The following is a 17928-nucleotide window of genomic DNA, read 5'->3' as shown; positions in this document are numbered from 1 at the left end:
TCGGTAAGCTGGAGCGCCTCTTCCCGAGCGGAGCCTTGAAGTGACCTTGGGCAACCTTTTCGTATTCCTCCTGCTGGCCACGGCCGCCGCCTGGTGGTGGCGCGCCCACGGCATCCGCGAGCGCGCCCTGCAGCTGGCGCGCCAGCACTGCGCGCGGCAGGGGGTGGAGCTGCTCGACGAGAACGTCGCCCTGCGCCGCCTGCGCCTGCGCCGCGGCGCCAACGGCATGCTCTGCCTGGCCCGGGAATACGGCTTCGAGTTCACCGCCAGCGGCCAGGACCGCTACAACGGCAGCATCACCATGCTCGGCCAGCGCCCCGGCCCGATCGAGCTGGAGCCCTTCCGCTTCCACCCCGAGCCCCACGAGGTGCACGCGGTGGTGGAAATCGCCCAGGCCCTGCCAGCGCCCACGGCCGAGCCACAGGCGCCACGGCACAAGGCCGAGGTGGTGCGGCTGGACGAGTGGCGGCGCAACCACGCCGACAAGAAGGTCGGCGACTGAACCTGACCGCTCACAAGGCATAGCCTGCCCCTCAGGCAAGGGATAGGACGAAACTCAGCGGACAATGGGCGCGACTCGCTTGCCCCTCCATGAACATGCCCACGGCTTGTGCGCCCTAGGTCAAGGTGCATAGAGAATTCGCCGTTTCCCATTCATAGCCAGGACCGTTCCGATTGCCCCTGCGCGCAGGGCCAACCCAAGGTCATCCCTCATCAAATAATGAAGAGGGATGACCCATGCTCGATACCCCCATTATCCCCATCCTCCAATGCTGGATCGACAAGCCTCGCACGGGCCTTCCAGCCGCCTCTCCGTCGACCAGCGTGCCATCTGGCAAGGAAGCCGCGTGATGGGCAAGCGCATGAATATCCGCGGCAAGGGCGTGGGCCTGGCGGACGATATCACCTCCACCGGGGCGAAGTGCCTGGCCGGGCAGACCACCTTCACCAACCATGACCGTGCGGTGCTGCGGGTGGGCGACATGACCACGCCCTGCCCACGCTGCGGCGTGCCGGGCGTCATCCAGCAGGGCGACCTGACCACCGAACACCTCGGCATGCTGGTCGCCGTCGATGGTTGTACCGTCGCTTGCGGCTGCCCGCCGGGCAGCCATTACCTGATCGCCCCGCTCGACGGAGGCTCGGGGGCCGCCGCCTCTGGCGTGATGGGCCTTGGCGCCGCCCTTGCCGTACCGCTGGCGGGCACCGGGCCAGCCCGTCCCGGCAACGAGCAGGGCGAGACGCTGGCCGAAGAAGAGGAGGAAGAGGAAGAACTCACCGGCATCGTCCTGCGCCTGGGCCTGTTCTTCGACGGCACCGGCAACAACCAGGCCAACAGCGAGGCTGCCGCCGAGTGCCGCGCCATCAACGTGGGGCTGTCACAGGAGGCGGCGGAGGAGATCCGCCAGCACTGTGCAGCCTATGGTTTCGACGGTAGCGGCGCCACGCCGGATAACAGCTATGGCAACGATGCGAGCAACATCGCTCACTTGTATAACCTCTATCCAGACCAGGCGGATGAGCGTCTGCCGGCCGAAGCTGACGAGGCCTATCTGGCAGTCTATCTGGAAGGCGTCGGCACCAGCGCCGGCCAGCAGGACTCGCCGTTCAGCCAGGGGACCGGCCGTGGCAGCACGGGAGTCCTTGCGCGGGTGAAGCAGATGCCGGCACTGGCCTTGGAACAGTTGCGTCGTTTACGGCAGGCCAATCCCGATCTGAAAATCCGACGTATCGAAATCGATCTGTTCGGCTTCAGCCGCGGGGCCGCCGCCGCGCGGCATTGCGCCAACGACCTGCTCAAAGGCGCGGACAGCCTGCTGGCCAAAGCCATACCGCCAGGAACGGAGGGCTTGGCCGAGAGCTTCGCCTGGCGCCACCGCACGGACTTTACCCTGGGCTTCATCGGCCTGTTCGACACCGTGGCCGCGGTGGTGGCGCCCTGGCGTGGCGATTTCAGCCCGCACGATGGGCGCAATGCCGACCTGGAGCTGGGCCTGGCCCCCGGCTGCGCCCGCCAGGTGGTGCAACTGGTGGCCGCCAACGAGTACCGCCACAACTTCTCCCTGACCCGCACCGACCACGACATCCGCCTGCCCGGCGCCCACTCGGACATCGGTGGCGGCTACCTGCCCCTGGCCACGGAAAAGGTCTTCCTCAGCCCGCCGGAAAGCAACCAGGTCAGCCTGGGCACCGCCAACGAATGGACCCAGGCCTACCTGCGCACGCGTCAGACGCTGGAGCGCCGCCTGCCGGCCTGGCAACCCTATGCGCAACGCATCGGCATCGAGACCTGGGAGGTCCGGCTGCCCTTCAACAAGAAGCACGACCATTACCCGGAAAAACGCGTCTACGCCGCGGTGTGCAGCGAGCGCCAGGTGCGTGGGGAACTGTCGCGGGTGTACCTGCGCATCATGCGGGAACTGGCAGTGCGGGCTGGGGTGGCGTTCGACCCCATCGATCCCGATGACAATCGCACAGCATTACCAATGGAGCTGCAAGCCATCGCCGCGAAGTTGCAAGCCTATGCCCTGGGCGAATCCCTCCCTGGCTTGAGCGAGGAGGAAGTCGCCCTGTTGCAGCGCCGCTACATCCACCTCTCCGCCCACTGGAATGCAGCCAAGGGCAAGCATGAGAGCGAACTGGAAGTGATGTTCATCAATCGTCCCGCCAAGGGCGGCAAGCGCGCGGAGTATCCCAATGAATAGGCTGAAACCCCTGCTGATAGTCGCCCTGGCCTGGCTGCTGAGCGGCTGCGCCACGGGCGCCAATGGCCTGCCCTACGACGCCTGGCGCCTGGGCTTCCTGGCGCCCAACTACATGGAGGTATGGATCGAGACCGCCGATGCGGTGGACGTACATGACCGCGTGTTCCGTCGTGCCATGAGCGGGGTGGCGGCGATCCAGACGCCAAAGAACCTCAAGGGCGATCCCCGTGGTTGGCCGGAACGCCCGAGTTGGGGGAAAGGTAAGCATGTCCGCGGCGCGGCTCTGCCGCGGTTGGTCTACGTGCGCTGGCAATCGCTGGTGGAGCCGCAGACCTATGAGGCCTATATCGTGATACCCGAAGCCACCCAGCGGGCCATGGTCAAGAGCGAAAAGGCCTTTTGCAGGTTCGATGAAAAGTGGATTACCGACTACCGCAAAGGCCTGACCATCGGCCTGGCGCCCGGCGGCATCGCCAAGGTCTGGATCATGGGACCTTGCCTGGATCCCATCGAGGTCACGCGGGTACAGGGGACGGTGGTGAAGAAAGGTCCCTATGACGGCACCTCAGAAGGACGGCATCGCCCCCTCTCCAATACAGCCAGAACCTACATCGAAAAATATGGCATCCCCTATGGCTCCTGGTGAGGGTTCTTCGATGGCCGTGGCCAAGGGCAAGCACGAAAGCGAGTGGGAAGCGATGTTCATCAACCGCCCCGCCAAGGGCGGCAAGCGCGCGGAGTATCCCAATGAATAGGCTGAAACCCCTGCTGGTAGTCGCCCTGGCCTGGCTGCTGAGCGGCTGCGCCACGGGCGCCAATGGCCTGCCCTACGATGCCTGGCGCCTGGGCTTCGGCGCGCCGCCTTACATGGAGGTGTGGATCGAGACTGCCGATGCGGTGGACGTACATGACCACGTGTTCCGCCGCGCCATGAGTGGTGTCGCCTCTACCATTCCCCCCACGAAACTCAAGATAGATGCCAGTGGCTGGCCAGAGCGCCCAGGCTGGGGAGCAGGCAAATACGTGCGTGGTGCAGCCTTACCACGGCTCATCTACGTGCGCTGGCAATCGCTGGTGGAGCCGCAGACCTATGAGGCCTATATCGTGATACCCGAAGCCACCCAGCGGGCCATGGTCAAGAGCGAAAAGGCCTTTTGCAGGTTCGATGAAAAGTGGATTACCGACTACCGCAAAGGCCTGACCATCGGCCTGGCGCCCGGCGGCATCGCCAAGGTCTGGATCATGGGACCTTGCCTGGATCCCATCGAGGTCACGCGGGTACAGGGGGAAGTGGTAAAGAAGGGGCCTTATGGCGGGCAATCAGATGGGCACTATTACCCATTAAGCGACATCTCCAAGACCTACATCGAAAAGTACGGCATCCCCTATGGCTCCTGGTGAGGTCTCCTCGATTGCGGTGGCCAAGGGCTAGTACGAGAGTGAATTGGAAGTTCGGAAGCGGTTTCCGTGCCCTGACTGATTCCCGCACTACTCGTGCCCGAGCAGGAAGCGCGCCACCCGCTCGGCGCTGTCCTGGGGATATTCCTGCATGAAGCAATGCCCGCCGGCGACGCTCTGCCCGCCGACGTGGGTGTTCTGCGCGCACCAGCGGGCCACCGACCTGGGCACGAAGGGGTAGGTCCGTTCGCCGAACAGCACCAGGGTCGGCGTGCTCACTTTCGCCAGCGACGGCCACAGGCGCTTGGGGAAGGAACTGAAGATTTCCGCCTCGCGGCTCGGCCGGCATTTCAGCTCGACGCCGCCGTCCACCGCCTTGATGGCGTTCTCCACGTAGGCCCATAGCGCCTCGTCGGTCCAGCCCTTGAAGATGCCGCGGCCGTGCAGGCCGGCGTAGGCGGCGGCACGGTCCGGCCACTGGCTGCGCCGCGCCCTGGCCTTCTGCGCCATGGCCCGGCGCTCGTGCAGGCCGAGCACCTCGGACAGCGCCATCACGCCGATCATCGCCGGGGTGAACAGCACCGGGTCGAGCAGCGCCGCGCGTTCGAACAGCCGCGGATGGCGCGCCAGGATCAGGCTGCTGAGCACGCCGCCGAAGCTGTGCCCGCAGGCGTAGCGCGGCACCTCGCCGTAGCCCCCGCGGCCGGCCTCGAAGGCTTCCACGGCCATCTCGGCGTTGCGGTTCCAGCCGTGGAAGCGCCCGCCGTGGTCGCTGTCGCCATGGCCCTGGACGTCGCACAGCCAGAGATCGAAGTCCCGCGCCAGGTGCTTGAGCATCGGCTCGTAGGCGCGCCCGCAGAAACCATTGCCATGCAGGAAGTGCAGCAACGGCTTGCCGCTGGGTTCGCTGCGCCAGCCGCGCAGGGTGAAGCCGGCGGAGCAGGAATGGGACCAGGCGATCAACTGCATCGGACGTTCTCCTCGAGGGTCGCGCAGTGTAGCGACCCGCGGCCGCGCCGGACCAGTGCCCGGACGTGCTATGGTCGCGCTCCGCCCACCCGCACCGAGCGCCATGAGCCCGACCCGTCCCCTGCGCCTGATCCTCGCCAGCCTGCTGGTACTGGCCGGCCTGCTGCTGTCGGTGTACTGGGCCGGGGAAAAGGCGCGGCACCGCTCGCTGCTCGCCGAGGCCGAGGCCGCCCACGAGCAGTTGGGGCTGTACGTCAGCTCCCTGCGCACCCTGCTGGAACGCTACCGCAGCCTGCCGGCGGTGCTGGCCCTGGACCCGGAACTGCGCCAGGCCCTGGCCGGCCCGATCACGGGCGAGCTGCAGCAGGCGCTGAACCTCAAGCTGGAGCGGATCAACGCCGCGGCGCGCTCCTCCACCCTGGAACTGCTTGACCGCGACGGCCTGGCGGTGGCTGCCAGCAACTGGCGCCTGCCGACCAGCTACGTCGGCCACAACTACGCCTTCCGCCCCTACTTCCGCCAGACCATCGCCCAGGGCACCGGGCGCTTCTACGCGGTGGGCGTGACCACCGGCATCCCCGGCTACTTCCTGGCCAACGCGGTGCGCGACGAGGCCGGACGCTTCCTCGGCGCCATCGTGGTCAAGCTGGAATTCCCCGACCTGGAACAGCAGTGGAGCCAGACCCCCGACCTGGTGCTGGTCAGCGACACCAAGGGCATCGTCTTCCTCGCCAACCACCCCGGCTGGCGCTACCGCGAATTGCAGCCGCTGGACACCTTCGCCCGCCTGGAACTGGCGCAGACCCGCCAGTACGACCGCCAGCCGCTGAGCCCGCTGCGGCACCGCACCCTGCAGCCGCTGGGCGAGGACAGCCGCCTGGTGCGCGTCGGCGCCAAGGACGACGAAACCGACTACCTCTGGCAATCCCTGAGCCTGCCCGACGACGACTGGACCCTGCACCTGCTGCGCGACGCCCGCGGCGTGCAGAGCGACGTCGCCACCGCGCGCCTGGCCGCCGCCGGGGCCTGGCTGACGCTGGTGTTCCTGGCCCTGCTGCTGCAGCAGCGCTGGCGCATCGCCCGCCTGCGCCAGCGCAGCCGCGAGGAACTGGAACAGTTGGTGGAACAGCGCACCGCCGCCCTGAAAACCGCCCAGGACGGCCTGGTGCAAGCCGCCAAGCTGGCGGCCCTGGGGCAGATGTCGGCGGCCCTGGCCCACGAGATCAACCAGCCGCTGACCGCCCAGCGCATGCACCTGGCCAGCGTGCGCCTGCTGCTGGACGCCGGGCGCAGCGACGAGGCCCGCGCCGCGCTGGCGCGCCTGGACGACCTGCTGGAGCGCATGGCCGCGCTGACCGGCCACCTGAAGACCTTCGCCCGCAAGACCCCCGGCGGCCTGCGCGAACGCATCGAACTGGGCCACGTGCTGGACCAGGCCCTGCAATTGCTGACGCCGCGCATCCGCGCCGAGCAGGTGGAGGTCAGCCAGGTGCTCAGCGTGCCGGCCTGGGTGCTGGGCGATGCCATCCGCCTGGAGCAGGTGCTGGTCAACCTGCTGCGCAACGCCCTGGACGCGGTGGCCGGCGTCGAGCGCCCGCACATCCGGGTGGCGCTGCGTCGCGAGGACCCGTACTGGATTCTGGAAGTCGCCGACAACGGCGCGGGCATCGCCGCCGAGCACCTGGGCAACGTCTTCGATCCCTTCTTCACCACCAAGCCGGTGGGCGAGGGACTCGGCCTGGGACTGGCGGTATCCTACGGCATCGTCCACGAACTCGGCGGCCGCCTGGAGGCCGCCAACCGTCCCGAAGGCGGCGCGCTGTTCCGCCTGGTGCTGCCCGCCGCGAGCGAAGAGACATGACCGAACACGTGATTTTCGTCGATGACGAAGCCGCCATCCGCGATGCCGTGCAGCAGTGGCTGCAGCTGTCCGGCTTCACGGTGCGCCTGTGCAAGAGCGCCGAGGAGTGCCTGAAGAACCTGGAGCGCAGCTTCGCCGGCGTGGTGATCAGCGACGTGCGCATGCCCGGCACGGACGGCCTGGCCCTGCTCGAACGCCTGCAGCAGCTGGACCGCGACCTGCCGGTGATCATGGTCACCGGCCACGGCGACGTGCCCATGGCGGTGCAGGCCATGCGCGACGGCGCCTACGACTTCATCGAGAAGCCCTTCACCCCCGAGCGCCTGCTGGACAGCCTGCGCCGCGCCCTGGAAAAGCGCCGCCTGGTGCTGGAGAACCGCCAGCTGCGCGAACAGGCCACGCTCAAGGACCAGGTGGAGTCGCGCCTGCTCGGCGTGTCGAAGCCGATGGAAGCCCTGCGCCGCCAGGTGCTGGCCCTGGCCGGCACGCCGGTGAACGTGCTGATCCGCGGCGAGACCGGCGCCGGCAAGGAACTGGTCGCCCGCTGCCTGCACGACTTCGGCCCGCGCGCCGACAAGCCCTTCGTCGCGCTGAACTGCGCGGCCATCCCCGAGCAGCTGTTCGAGAGCGAGCTGTTCGGCCATGAGAGCGGCGCCTTCACCGGCGCCCAGGGCAAGCGCATCGGCAAGCTGGAGCACGCCAACGGCGGCAGCCTGTTCCTCGACGAGATCGAGAGCATGCCGCTGGCCCAGCAGGTCAAGCTGCTGCGCGTGCTGCAGGAGCAGCAGCTGGAGCGCCTGGGCTCGAACCAGAGCATCCGCGTCGACCTGCGGGTGATCGCCGCGACCAAGCCGGACCTGCTGGAAGAAGCCCGCGCCGGGCGCTTCCGCGAGGACCTGGTGTACCGCCTGAACGTCGCCGAGCTGCGCCTGCCGCCGCTGCGCGAAAGGCGCGAGGACATCCCGCTGCTGTTCGAGCATTTCGCCCAGTTGGCCAGCCAGAAGCTCGGCCGCGAAGCGCTGCCGCTGAGCACCGCCGAACTGGCCCGGCTGCTGGCCCACGACTGGCCGGGCAACGTCCGCGAACTGGCCAACGCCGCCGAACGCCACGTGCTCGGCCTGGACCGCGCGGCGCAACTGGAAGCGCCGGCCGGCAGCGGCCTGTTCGAACGCATGGAAGCCTACGAGGCCGAATGCATCCGCCAGGCCCTGGGCCAGTGCAAGGGCGACATCAAGGCGGTGATGGAACTGCTCGGCCTGCCGCGCCGCACCCTCAACGAGAAGATGCAGCGGCATGGGTTGAGCCGGGGGGATTATCTCGGAGAAGGCTGAGTCGCCTCCTCCAGGCGCTTGGCCAGGTACCCGCGCGAGATGCTCCCTGCCCCCCACCAGAGCAGCAGCAATGCGACGGCGGCTCCGAACAGAGCCAGCAGCGGCCAGCCCAGGCTTGCGCGGGGAGTGGCGAACAGGTTCGGCGTCATGCATGGCATTCATGTCCAGACAGAAGGGATTCTGCCCTGCGCAACGGCACTTCGCCAATATCGCCTCGAGCGGCCGGCGCTTTTCCACAGGCAAAAAAACGGCCGCTGAGTGCAGCGGCCGGAAAGAAGACGTCGATTGGAGCAATCGGATATCGGCGTCGGGAAGCAAGGCCAGTCGGCGTTGGAGGAACCGGCTGGCGTGAGGGGCGGAAGTTCGCAGTCACCGCCCCTCGGTGACACATCAGGCTGATCGTGTCGGGCCTGCCGGGAGAGCCCGGCAGATAAAGACAAGTCTATTGACCTATCTAGTTTCGATAAAGCGCGGAGACGGCGAAAGACTTTTTCATAAAATGAAAAGATCACCGCCCCCGCCGGGATAAAAAAACGCCGCATTTCGTATGCGGCGCAAGGCATTGGGAATACCGGCTCACGCTCCGGGCTTCCCGGGGGAAAGTAACGCCGATCAGGAATCGGCGTTGGACTGGGCAGCGGCCTTGCCGGCGGTACGCTCGGCGTCGGAGGCCTGCTGGGCAGCGGCGATGGCGGCCTCGTTGGCTTTCACCATCTTGTCGGTCATCAGTCGGGATTCTTCGGCGAAGCTCAGTTGCACGAAGGACAGCGAGCAAACGGACAGCAGGGCAGCAACAACAAGTTTACGGGACATGATTTTCGAACCTTTGATTGGCCCCGCTCAGTGGGGGCGATGCAAAGGTTACGACTCGGTGACAGGCGGAAAAATAGCTGGCTCACCAACAGACCATTGCCTGAAAAGCAACAATCCGTTTTCAGGCCCAGTGCGCAGGGTCGTTCATCACCTGCTCGTCGGCGTCGAAGGCCTTGGGCAGTTCTTCCTTGAGGAATTCCACCCAGGTGCGGATCTTCGCGTCGAGGAAGCGCCGCGACGGGTAGAGCGCGAAGATCTGCCGCACGTGCAGGCTGCGCTCGGGCAACACGCGCACCAGCTCGCCCTGGCGCAGCGCCGGCGCGGCCACGTAGCTGGGCAGCAGGCAGATGCCCATGCCGGCGCGGGCGGCCCCGGCCAGGGCCTCGGCGACGTTGACCATGAAGGTGTCGCGCGGGCGGATCACGCTCGCCTCGTTGTCTTCCTCGAAGGCCCAGCCTTCCGGGAAGGTCGGGTCCTGCAGGCGCAGGCAGCGGTGCTCGCGCAGGTCCTCGATGGCGCGCGGGGTGCCGCGTTCGGCCAGGTAGCCGGGGCTGGCGCAGAGCACGCTGTAGATGGTGCCGAGGGTCTGGGCGACGTATTCGGAGTCGGGCAGTTCGCGGTCGCGGGTGATGACCACGTCCTGGCCTTCTTCGAGGATGTCCGGCTGGCGCTGGGCCAGGGTCAGCTCGATGTAGACCTCCGGGTGCTGCTGGCAGTAGCGCGAGATCAGCGGGATGAGATGCTGCTGGCCGAGCCCGGTCAACGAGTGCACGCGCAGCCGGCCGCGCGGGCGCAGGTGCGCGCCGTTGGCCTCGGCTTCGGCTTCCTCGACGTCGAGGAGGATTTCCCGACAACGCTGCAGGTAGCGTTCGCCGGTCTCGGTCAGGGCCAGGCGCCGCGTGGTGCGGTGCAACAGGCGCGCCTGCAGGTAGGCCTCCAGGTCCGAGACCACGCGGGAGACCTGGGCGGTCGACAGGCCCAGGGCATTGGCGGCGGCGGTGAAGCTGCCGGCATCGACCACGCGGGCGAAGACCCGCATCGCATGTAAAGTGTCCACTGTTGCCCCGTCTGCAAAACTGAATCGCAGTATAGGGTCATTTTCCCGCGACAGTTGCCGGGTATAGTGGCAACCAGGTCGCTGCAGCAGCGATGGGTCCATCAGGCCTATCGTCTGGCACCCGGCACACCAGCCGCTTGCCAACACTCCCCCGCGCATACCCCGCTGCAGCGGCTGCCCTTTTCCTCCAAAGGCGCATGTCTTGATTGATGTGCGCCTTTTTTCGTTTGCAGGCGGCGCCGAGGTGCTTTCGTAGGATGGGTTGAGCTTGCGAAACCCATGCGGTCGCGGTGATGGGTATCGCTTCGCTCAACACCATCCTACGACGGTGCGCCACGGCATCGAGGCGTGCCAGTCAGCGCGGCAGCGGATAGAGGCGTTCGTCGAACTGCGCCAGGCGCGGGAATTCCAGCGGTTGGTCGCCCTCCAGGTGCTGCAGGCGGTCCTGGTACTGGCGCAGGAAGTCCTGGCGCGCGTCGTTGCCGATGTAGGGCACGTGCCAGGCGACGAAGGGCGGCAGCACCGTCATGCCGGTGTAGGCCAGGGTGCCGCGCAGGATCGGCCGCAGCATGTCTTCCAGCGGGCCGTGGATGGCGCCTTCGCCGAACATGTGCTCGCGCCCGCCGAGGGTGACGGTGACCAGCGCCTTCTTGCCGGCCAGGCCGCCCTGGTCGTAGAAGCGCTTGCCGCCGTAGCAGATGCCCGAGACCAGCACGCGGTCGAACCAGCCCTTGAGGATGGCCGGGGCGGAGAACCAGTAGATCGGGAAGTTGAAGATCACCAGGTCCGCCCTGAGCAGCTTGTCCAGCTCGGCCTGGATGTCGGCGGCGATGGTCTGGTGCTTGGCGCCTTCGCGCTGCTCCAGGGCGTAGACCAGGTAGTCCGGGTTGGCGCGCGCGCCGAAGTCGGCGGCGCTGGCTACCGGGTTCCAGTTCATCGCGTAGAGGTCGGAGACCTGCACTTCGTGGCCCTGGCCCTTGAGGGTTTCCTCGGCCAGCTTGTACAGCGCGGTGCTGAAGGACTGGGGTTCGTTGTGGGCGTGGACGATCAGTACGTTCATGTGGATTCCTTGATGGTCGGGCATCGGCGCTGGGCGTTGCCCTCTCCCCCAGCCCCTGGCTGCGCGCCCCGCTCCGAAGGGAGAGGGGAGCTATCCGTGCCAGCGCGAAACTTCACCGCCACGCTGGACTGCTTTTGCCCCCTCTCCCGCTTGCGGGAGAGGGCTGGGGAGAGGGTGCTCTTCAGGCGTTCAGAGTTGAATGGCCTTGTGTTCGACGAACTCCGCCAGACCTTCCTCGCCCCACTCGCGGCCGATGGTCTGCTCGGTGGCCGGGTTCTGCACCTCGGCCAGGCCCTGCCCTTGCGGCGCCACCCAGGCGCCGTCGATGTACAGCTGCAGGCGGTCATGCATAGCGCTTCTCCTTGAGCAGTTCGGCGGCGCACAGGGCGATGCGCCGGCAGGCTTCGCGCAGCGGCTCGGCGCCGAGCACCAGGCCCAGGCGGATGTGCCCGGCGGCGCTGGGGCCGAAGGCTTCGCCGGCCAGCACCGAGACGCCGTGGCGGTCCAGCAGCAGGTCGGCGAAGTCCTGGGCGGAGAGGCCGGTGGGGCGGATGTCGACCATTACGAACATGCCGCCGTCCGGGCGCAGGGCGCGCAGGCCGACGCAATCGGCGAGGCAGTCGAGCACCAGGTCGTGGCGCTGGCGGTAGGCCTCGCGCATGGCTTCCAGCTCCGGCAGCTGGGCTTCCAGCGCGGTGCAGGCGGCGTCCTGGACGAAGTCCGGCGAGCCGTAGAGCATGCACAGCGCGAGGTTTTCCAGATGGCCGCAGAGGTCCTGCGGGCCGACCACCCAGCCCACCCGCCAGCCGGTCATGGCGTGGGACTTGGACAGGCTGTTGAGGGTCGCGGTGCGCTCGGCCATGCCCGGCAGGCTGGCCGGGCTGACGTGCTCGCCGTCGAATATCAGTTCGCTGTAGACCTCGTCGGAAATCATCCACAGGTCGTGTTCGATGCACAGCTCGGCCAGTGCCTCCCAGGTCGCCCGCGGCAGGCTGGCGCCGGAGGGGTTGTGCGGGCTGTTGATGGCGATGGCGCGGGTGCGCGGGGTGACCAGCCTGGCCACGTCCTCGGCCTGCACGCGGAAGCCGTGCTCGGAGCGCACCGACACCGGCACCACCTTGGCCCCGCAGGCGCCGAACACCGCCTCGTAGGTGACGTACATGGGTTCGGCGACTATCACCTCGTCGCCCGGGTTCAGCACGCACTGCGCCACGGCGTAGAGCGCGCACTGCGCGCCGGCCAGCACCACGACATTGTTCGCATCCACCGCCTGGCCGCTGCGTTGCGTGTGGCGGCTGGCGATGGCCTCGCGCAGGTTGCGCTTGCCGCGCACGTCGGAGTAGTGGGTGTTGCCGGCCAGCAGGCTGTCGATGGCCGACTGCACGATGGGCGCCGGGGTGTCGAAGTCGGGGTCGCCCACCGACAGCAGCAGGATGTCGTCGCCCTGCTCCAGGCGCGCCAGGGCGCGGTAGTGGATGTCCCAGGCGGCGGCGCCGGGGCCTGCGATGCGTTGGGTGAGGTTCGAGAAGCGCATGACGGAGAGTCCTTCAATGCGCCGGGGCCTGCGCCCCGGCGGGTGCAACGGGGCCTACTTCGCGCAGGCGTGTTTCAGCTCGATCAGGGTCACGCCGGGGTGGGCGAAACCTTCGCACAGGTCGCGCTCCAGCTCGTCCAGGCTCTGCGGCTGGCGCATCTCGCAGCCGTAGGCGCGGCCGAGCAGGGCGAAGTCCGGGTTGCGCGGCAGCACGCCGACCGGCTCGATATCCAGGCCGAGCATGTCGTCGCGGATCTGCCCGAGGGCGTCGTTGTTCCACAGCAGCACCACCAGCGGGCTGTCCAGCTCCTCGGTGGCGGTGGCCAGTTCCTGGGCGGTGTAGAGGAAGCCGCCGTCGCCCACCAGCACCAGGCCGGGGCGCTCCGGCGCGCCGAACTTGGCGCCGATGCCGGCCGGCACGCCGTAGCCGAGGGTGCCGTAGCCGGTGGGGTGCAGCCAGCCGCGCGGGGCCTGGCTGGGGTACAGGTAGTTGGCGGTGTAGGCCAGTTGGGTCATGTCGCTGGCGATGAAGGCGTTGGCCGGCAGCGCCTTGGCGATGCGTTCGAGGATCGCCTTGTGGATAAGCTGCAGCGGCGCGTGGCTGGCATCCAGTTGCTGGCGCAGCTGGGCGACACGGTCGCTGGCACTGCCGGCGTCGCGCTTGGCGGCCGGCAGCGCGGCGAGCAGCGCTTCGGCGGTGGCCTTCGAATCGCCCAGCAGGGCCACGGCGCTGGGGTAGAAGTCGTTGAACTTGCGCGAATCGACGTCGACGCGGATCAGCTCGCCGTTCAGCGGCAGGCGCTCGCGCCAGTAGTCGGTGTCGGCCATCTCGGTGCCGATGGCCAGCACCACGTCGGCCTCGGCGATCATGTCCCAGCCGGCCTGGGTACACAGGGTTGCGCCGGCGGACAGCGGCGCTTCCGGGGCCAGCAGGCCCTTGCCGGCGACGCTGGTGAACAGCGGCGCGGCCAGGCGTTCGCTGAGCGCGGCCAGGGCGTCGGCGGCATGCAGCGCGCCGCCGCCGGCGATGATCATCGGGCGCTTGGCCGCGGCGAGTTTATCCACAGCCTGGCGCAGCGCGTCGGCGGCGGGCTGGCCACGGCCGGCGCGGCGCACCACTTCATTCGTCCAGTCGCGGGCGATGGGCGCGGCGAGCACGTCCAGCGGCACCGAGATGTGCACCGGGCGCGGGCGCTCGCTGTCGAACACGGCGTAGGCGCGGGCGATCAGCTCGGGCAGGTCTTCCGGGGTCAAGGCGACTGCCGAGAAGGCGGTGATCGGCGCGGTCATGGCGCGCTGGTCCTGGGTCTCGTGCAGGCAGCCCCAGCCCTTGCCGAGGCTGGCGGTGTGGTTGACGCTGGAGATCACCAGCAGCGGCACCGAGTCGGCATAGGCCTGACCGATGGCGGTGGCGGCGTTGGTCACCCCCGGGCCGGTGATGATGAAGGCCACGCCGGGCTTGCCGCTGACACGGGCGTAGCCGTCGGCCATGAAACCGGCGCCCTGCTCGTGGCGCGTCAGCACATGGCGGATGCCGCTGCCGGGCAGGCCGCGGTACAGCTCCAGGGTGTGCACGCCGGGGATGCCGAACACGGTATCGACGCCGTAGTTGGCCAGCAGGCGGACCAGGGCCTGGCCGCCGGTGAGGGTCTTCTGTTGTTGCATGGGCAAATCCTCGTCTGTCCGGCGACGTGTGTGATCGCCGTTCGCGCCGTAGCGCTCTTGCCCCCTCTCCCGCTTGCGGGAGAGGGCTGGGGAGAGGGGCTCTTCGCCGGCCGCATCGGTGCGTCGGCCCGCCACCCTCTCCCCCAGCCCCTCTCCCTGAAGGGAGAGGGGAGCGTTCGTGTTCCCCTTCAGCTCCTCAGGCGTCGGCCAGCCGTATGAGCGCATCCACCGCCACGGCGCCTTCGGCGTTGACCAGCAGCGGGTTGACGTCCAGCTCCAGCAGGCTGTCGGCGTGTTCGCAGGCGTAGTCGGCCACCGCGCGGATGGCGTCCACCAGCTTGTCCATGTCCACCGCCGGGCGGCCGCGGAAGCCGCTGAGCAGCGGTGCGCTGCGCAGGCCCAGCAGGGCGTCGCGGATGGCCGCGTCGGTGGTCGGCAGCAGCAGGCTGCGGCTATCCTTGAGCAACTCGACGAGGATGCCGCCGGCGCCCAGCACCAGGGCCAGGCCGAAGCCGACCTCGCGCTTGATGCCGACGATCAGCTCGGCCAGCGGCGGGCTGGCCATGCGTTCCAGCAGCACTTGCTCGAACTTCAGCTGCGGTGCGTGCTTCGCCAGGTTCTCGCGCATGTCGAACAGCGCCGCTTCCAGGGCCGCCTCGTTGCGCAGGTTGAGCGCCACGCCGCCAGCCTCGGTCTTGTGCGGCAGCTCGGCGCTGACCGCCTTGAGCACCAGCGGGTAGCCCAGGTCGGCGGCGGCCTCGCGGGCCTGGCCGGGGGTGCTGAGCACGGCGGCCGGCAGCGGCAGGCCGAAGGGTTTCAGCGCCTGCTTGGACTGCCACTCGTCGAGCAGCCGGCCCTGGCGGTCGATGGCCTGCGGGCACAGCGGCACCAGCGCCGCCTCGCCACGGGCCAGCAGCGCGTCGCGGCGTTGGCGGTAGTGGGCGATGCGGCCCCAGGCGGCCAGGCCGTCTTCCACGCCCTGCAACGCCGCCACGCCGTGGCCGTGCAGCAGTTCGCGGGCGTGGGCCGGCAGCAGTTCGGGCAGCGCCGAGGCGATGAAGCCGACCTTGTCGTGGCGCTTCAGCGCTGCGCAATACAGTTCCAGCAACAGGTCGCACTGCGGGCGTTCGCCGGTTTCCTCGCCGGGGTAGTCGAGCACCAGCAGGGCCGCGTCGGCGGGGGTCTGCAGGGCGCTGTCGAGCATCTTCTCCAGCGCCGGGCCGTCGCCCCAGATGGCGGTGGTGAAGTCCAGCGGGTTGGCGATGTTGGCGTAGTCCGGCAGCACCTGGGCCAGTTCGGCGCGCTGCGCGTCGACCAGCCTGGGCAACGGCAGGCCGTTGCGTTCGGCGTAGTCGGCGATCAGCCCGGCGTCGCCGCCGGAGCAGGCCAGCGCGGCCAGGCTCGGGCCGGCCGGCAGGTTGCCGCAGGCGGCGGCCTTGAGGGTTTCGATGAAGCTCACCGGGCCGCTCACGCGGATCACCCCGAGGCGGTCGAAGAGCGCGTCGTACAGCGCGTCGGAGCCGGCCAGCGAGCTGGTGTGGCTGAGCGCCAGTTCCGCACCGATCTGCGACACGCCGGTCTTCAGCGCGATCACCGGGATGCCCTTCTGCAGCGCCTTGTAGGCGGCGCGGGCGAAGCCGGGGACGTTCTTCAGGCCTTCCAGGTGCAGGCCGATGGCGGTGACGCGCGGCTCGTCGAGCAGCACGTCCATCAGCTCGGCCACGCCCAGTTGCGCCTGGTTGCCCACCGAGGCCATGTAGGCGATGGGCAGCGAGCGGTCGCTCATCGACAGGTTGTAGGCGAAGTTGCCGCTCTGCGTCAGCACCGCCACGCCCTTCTCGACGATGTGCCCGCCGTGGGCCACCGGCCACAGCGCGGCGCCGTGCAGGTAGTCGAGCAGGCCGTAGCAGTTGGGGCCGAGCAGGGCCATGTCGCCGGCCACATCGAGCAGGCGCTGTTGCAGGGCCTGGCCTTCGGCGCCGGTTTCGGCGAAGCCGGAGGCGTAGCAGATGGCGCCGCCGGCGCCCTTGGCGGCCAACTCCGCAACCGCGTTCAGGGTCAGGTCGCGGTTGGTGGCGACGAACACCGCGTCCGGGCCTTCGGGCAGTTCGGCGATGCTGCGCACGCAGGGCACGCCTTCCAGCTCGTCGTATTGCGGGTTGACCAGCCACAGCGGCCCGGCGAAGCCGCCCTCGGCGCAGCGCTTGAGCGCGCGGGCCATGCTGCGGCCGCCGATGAAGGCCAGGTGACGGGGCGCCAGCAGGCGCTTGAGGTTCTCTGTGTTCATATCAGGTCTCGGTGCAAGGCTCGTTGCCCTCTCCCCCAGCCCCTCTCCCGCAAGCGGGAGAGGGGAGCGAGGATCAGCGCAGCAGCGGCCGCAGCAGTTCGCGGGAGATGATGTGGCGCTGGATTTCCGAGGTGCCTTCCCAGATGCGCTCGATGCGAGCGTTGCGCCAGATGCGTTCCACCGGGCCTTCGTCCATCAGGCCCATGCCGCCGAAGATCTGCACGGTCTCGTCGGCGACCTTGCCGAGCACTTCGCTGGCGAACAGCTTGGCCATGCCGGCCTCGCCGTCGGTCATGCTGCCCTGGTCCATCTTCCACGCGGTGTGCAGGGTCATCAGCTCGGCGGCGCGGATCTGCGTGGCCATGTCGGCCAGCTTGAAGGAAATGCCCTGGTAGCTGCCGATGGCCTGGCCGAACTGCTTGCGGTCGGCCGACCATTGCAGGGCCAGGTCCATGGCGCGCTGGGCCTGGCCGACGCAGTTGGCGGCGACCATCACGCGGCCGGCGGTGAGCCAGGCGTTGGCCACTTCCCAGCCCTTGTCGACTTCGCCGAGGACCTTGGAGGCCGGCACGCGGCAGTCGTCGAAGAAGATTTCGTAGGTGTGGTAGCCCTTGTTGCTGACGCATTTCGGGCCGCGGCGCACGGTCATGCCGGCGCTGCCCTTGTCGACCAGGAAGGCGGTCACGGCGTTGCGCTTCTTGCCGTTGCGCTCGTAGCTGTCGGTGACGGCGAAGACGATGGCGAAGTCGGCGTGGCCGGCGTGGCTGATGAAGTGCTTGGCACCGTTGATGACGAAGTCGTCGCCGTCGCGCACGGCGCGGGTCTTGATCGAGTTGGCGTCGGAGCCGGCGCCCGGCTCGGTGAGGGCGAAGCAGTCGATCTTCTCGCCGTTCACGCAGGGCAGCAGGTAGTCCTGCACCTGCTGGCCCTTGCAGGCCATGAGGATTTTCGAGGGCCGCGCGACGAACACGTGCAGCGCCCAGGAGACCTTGGACAGCTCGCGCTCGACCAGCGCCTGGGACAGGTAGTCGAGGCCGCCGCCGCCGACTTCCTCGGGCATGTTGAAGGCGTAGAAGCCGGCGGCCAGCGCCTTGCCGCGAATCTGCGCGGCGAGTTCCGGCGACACCGCGTCGGCGCGGTCGACTTCTTCCTCGTGGGGCAGCAGCTCTTTCTCGACGAAAGCCTTGACCGCCTCGACGAGCATTTCCTGTTCCTGGGTCAGTTTGAAATCCATGGGGAATACCTCGC

The 17928-nt window shown here is 68.4% G+C and carries 14 protein-coding genes and 1 pseudogene; 6 read left to right on the top strand and 9 right to left on the bottom strand.

Going from position 1 to position 17928, the window contains the following annotated elements; translation table 11 throughout:
* Nucleotides 1–40: 40 nt before the first annotated feature.
* The 4 genes from RN02_RS11720 to RN02_RS11705 all read left to right on the top strand — a co-directional run bounded on the left by RN02_RS11720 (nucleotide 41) and on the right by RN02_RS11705 (nucleotide 4106).
* Nucleotides 41–502, top strand: a complete 462-nt coding sequence (locus RN02_RS11720; protein ID WP_043269833.1) for a DUF3301 domain-containing protein — start codon at nucleotides 41–43, stop codon at nucleotides 500–502.
* Nucleotides 503–851: 349 nt separating this feature from the next.
* Nucleotides 852–2705, top strand: a complete 1854-nt coding sequence (locus tag RN02_RS11715) for a PAAR domain-containing protein (protein ID WP_043314667.1) — start codon at nucleotides 852–854, stop codon at nucleotides 2703–2705.
* Complete coding sequence (locus tag RN02_RS11710) at nucleotides 2698–3351, top strand: DUF2931 family protein (protein WP_043314666.1); 654 nt, start codon at nucleotides 2698–2700, stop codon at nucleotides 3349–3351. Before RN02_RS11715 ends, RN02_RS11710 begins: the two co-directional genes overlap by 8 nt.
* A 101-nt stretch (nucleotides 3352–3452) precedes the next feature.
* A complete protein-coding gene (locus RN02_RS11705) occupies nucleotides 3453–4106 on the top strand; it encodes a DUF2931 family protein (protein ID WP_043314664.1) in 654 nt (217 codons plus the stop codon).
* An 87-nt stretch (nucleotides 4107–4193) separates the two neighbouring features.
* Here the strand turns inward: RN02_RS11705 and RN02_RS11700 are convergent, their stop codons facing one another.
* On the bottom strand, nucleotides 4194–5072 hold the full coding sequence (locus RN02_RS11700) for an alpha/beta fold hydrolase (RefSeq protein WP_043314662.1): 879 nt from the start codon (nucleotides 5070–5072) through the stop codon (nucleotides 4194–4196).
* A 103-nt stretch (nucleotides 5073–5175) separates the two neighbouring features.
* Here RN02_RS11700 and RN02_RS11695 point away from each other — a divergent pair, with 103 nt between their 5' ends.
* Entirely contained in the window at nucleotides 5176–6933 is a 1758-nt protein-coding gene (locus RN02_RS11695) for a sensor histidine kinase (RefSeq protein ID WP_043314661.1), read from the top strand.
* Nucleotides 6930–8264, top strand: coding sequence for a sigma-54-dependent transcriptional regulator (locus RN02_RS11690; RefSeq protein WP_043314660.1), 1335 nt, complete (start codon nucleotides 6930–6932; stop codon nucleotides 8262–8264). The genes RN02_RS11695 and RN02_RS11690 overlap by 4 nt, the downstream gene beginning before the upstream one ends.
* A 612-nt stretch (nucleotides 8265–8876) precedes the next feature.
* Here RN02_RS11690 and RN02_RS11685 read toward each other — a convergent pair.
* From RN02_RS11685 to RN02_RS11655, 8 genes and pseudogenes are all read right to left on the bottom strand, one after another.
* Nucleotides 8877–9077, bottom strand: coding sequence for a hypothetical protein (locus RN02_RS11685; RefSeq protein WP_009614826.1), 201 nt, complete (start codon nucleotides 9075–9077; stop codon nucleotides 8877–8879).
* Between the two features lie 121 nt (nucleotides 9078–9198).
* Nucleotides 9199–10134: a LysR family transcriptional regulator gene (locus tag RN02_RS11680; RefSeq protein ID WP_024128827.1), complete on the bottom strand. Its 936-nt coding sequence runs from the start codon at nucleotides 10132–10134 to the stop codon at nucleotides 9199–9201.
* Nucleotides 10135–10489: 355 nt separating this feature from the next.
* Nucleotides 10490–11194 carry an NAD(P)H-dependent oxidoreductase gene (locus tag RN02_RS11675; RefSeq protein ID WP_009614824.1) on the bottom strand — a complete coding sequence of 235 codons (705 nt, stop codon included), beginning with the start codon at nucleotides 11192–11194 and terminating at the stop codon, nucleotides 10490–10492.
* Between the two features lie 189 nt (nucleotides 11195–11383).
* Complete coding sequence (locus RN02_RS33940; RefSeq protein ID WP_009614823.1) at nucleotides 11384–11545, bottom strand: aldehyde dehydrogenase; 162 nt, start codon at nucleotides 11543–11545, stop codon at nucleotides 11384–11386.
* Nucleotides 11538–12728: a pyridoxal phosphate-dependent aminotransferase gene (locus RN02_RS11670; RefSeq protein ID WP_043314659.1), complete on the bottom strand. Its 1191-nt coding sequence runs from the start codon at nucleotides 12726–12728 to the stop codon at nucleotides 11538–11540. Before RN02_RS11670 ends, RN02_RS33940 begins: the two co-directional genes overlap by 8 nt.
* A 54-nt stretch (nucleotides 12729–12782) precedes the next feature.
* Nucleotides 12783–14457, bottom strand: a pseudogene (locus tag RN02_RS11665) (5-guanidino-2-oxopentanoate decarboxylase); the annotation flags it as partial.
* A gap of 132 nt (nucleotides 14458–14589) precedes the next feature.
* Entirely contained in the window at nucleotides 14590–16680 is a 2091-nt protein-coding gene (locus tag RN02_RS11660; RefSeq protein WP_043314656.1) for an acetate--CoA ligase family protein, read from the bottom strand.
* Between the two features lie 73 nt (nucleotides 16681–16753).
* A complete protein-coding gene (locus tag RN02_RS11655; protein WP_043314654.1) occupies nucleotides 16754–17914 on the bottom strand; it encodes an acyl-CoA dehydrogenase family protein in 1161 nt (386 codons plus the stop codon).
* Nucleotides 17915–17928: the final 14 nt, after the last annotated feature.

The organism is Pseudomonas sp. PI1 (genome assembly GCF_000812405.1).
GTDB lineage: Bacteria > Pseudomonadota > Gammaproteobacteria > Pseudomonadales > Pseudomonadaceae > Pseudomonas > Pseudomonas citronellolis.
The sequence above is the reverse complement of the archived record's forward strand: the minus strand, read 5'-3'. Positions and strand labels throughout refer to the sequence as shown.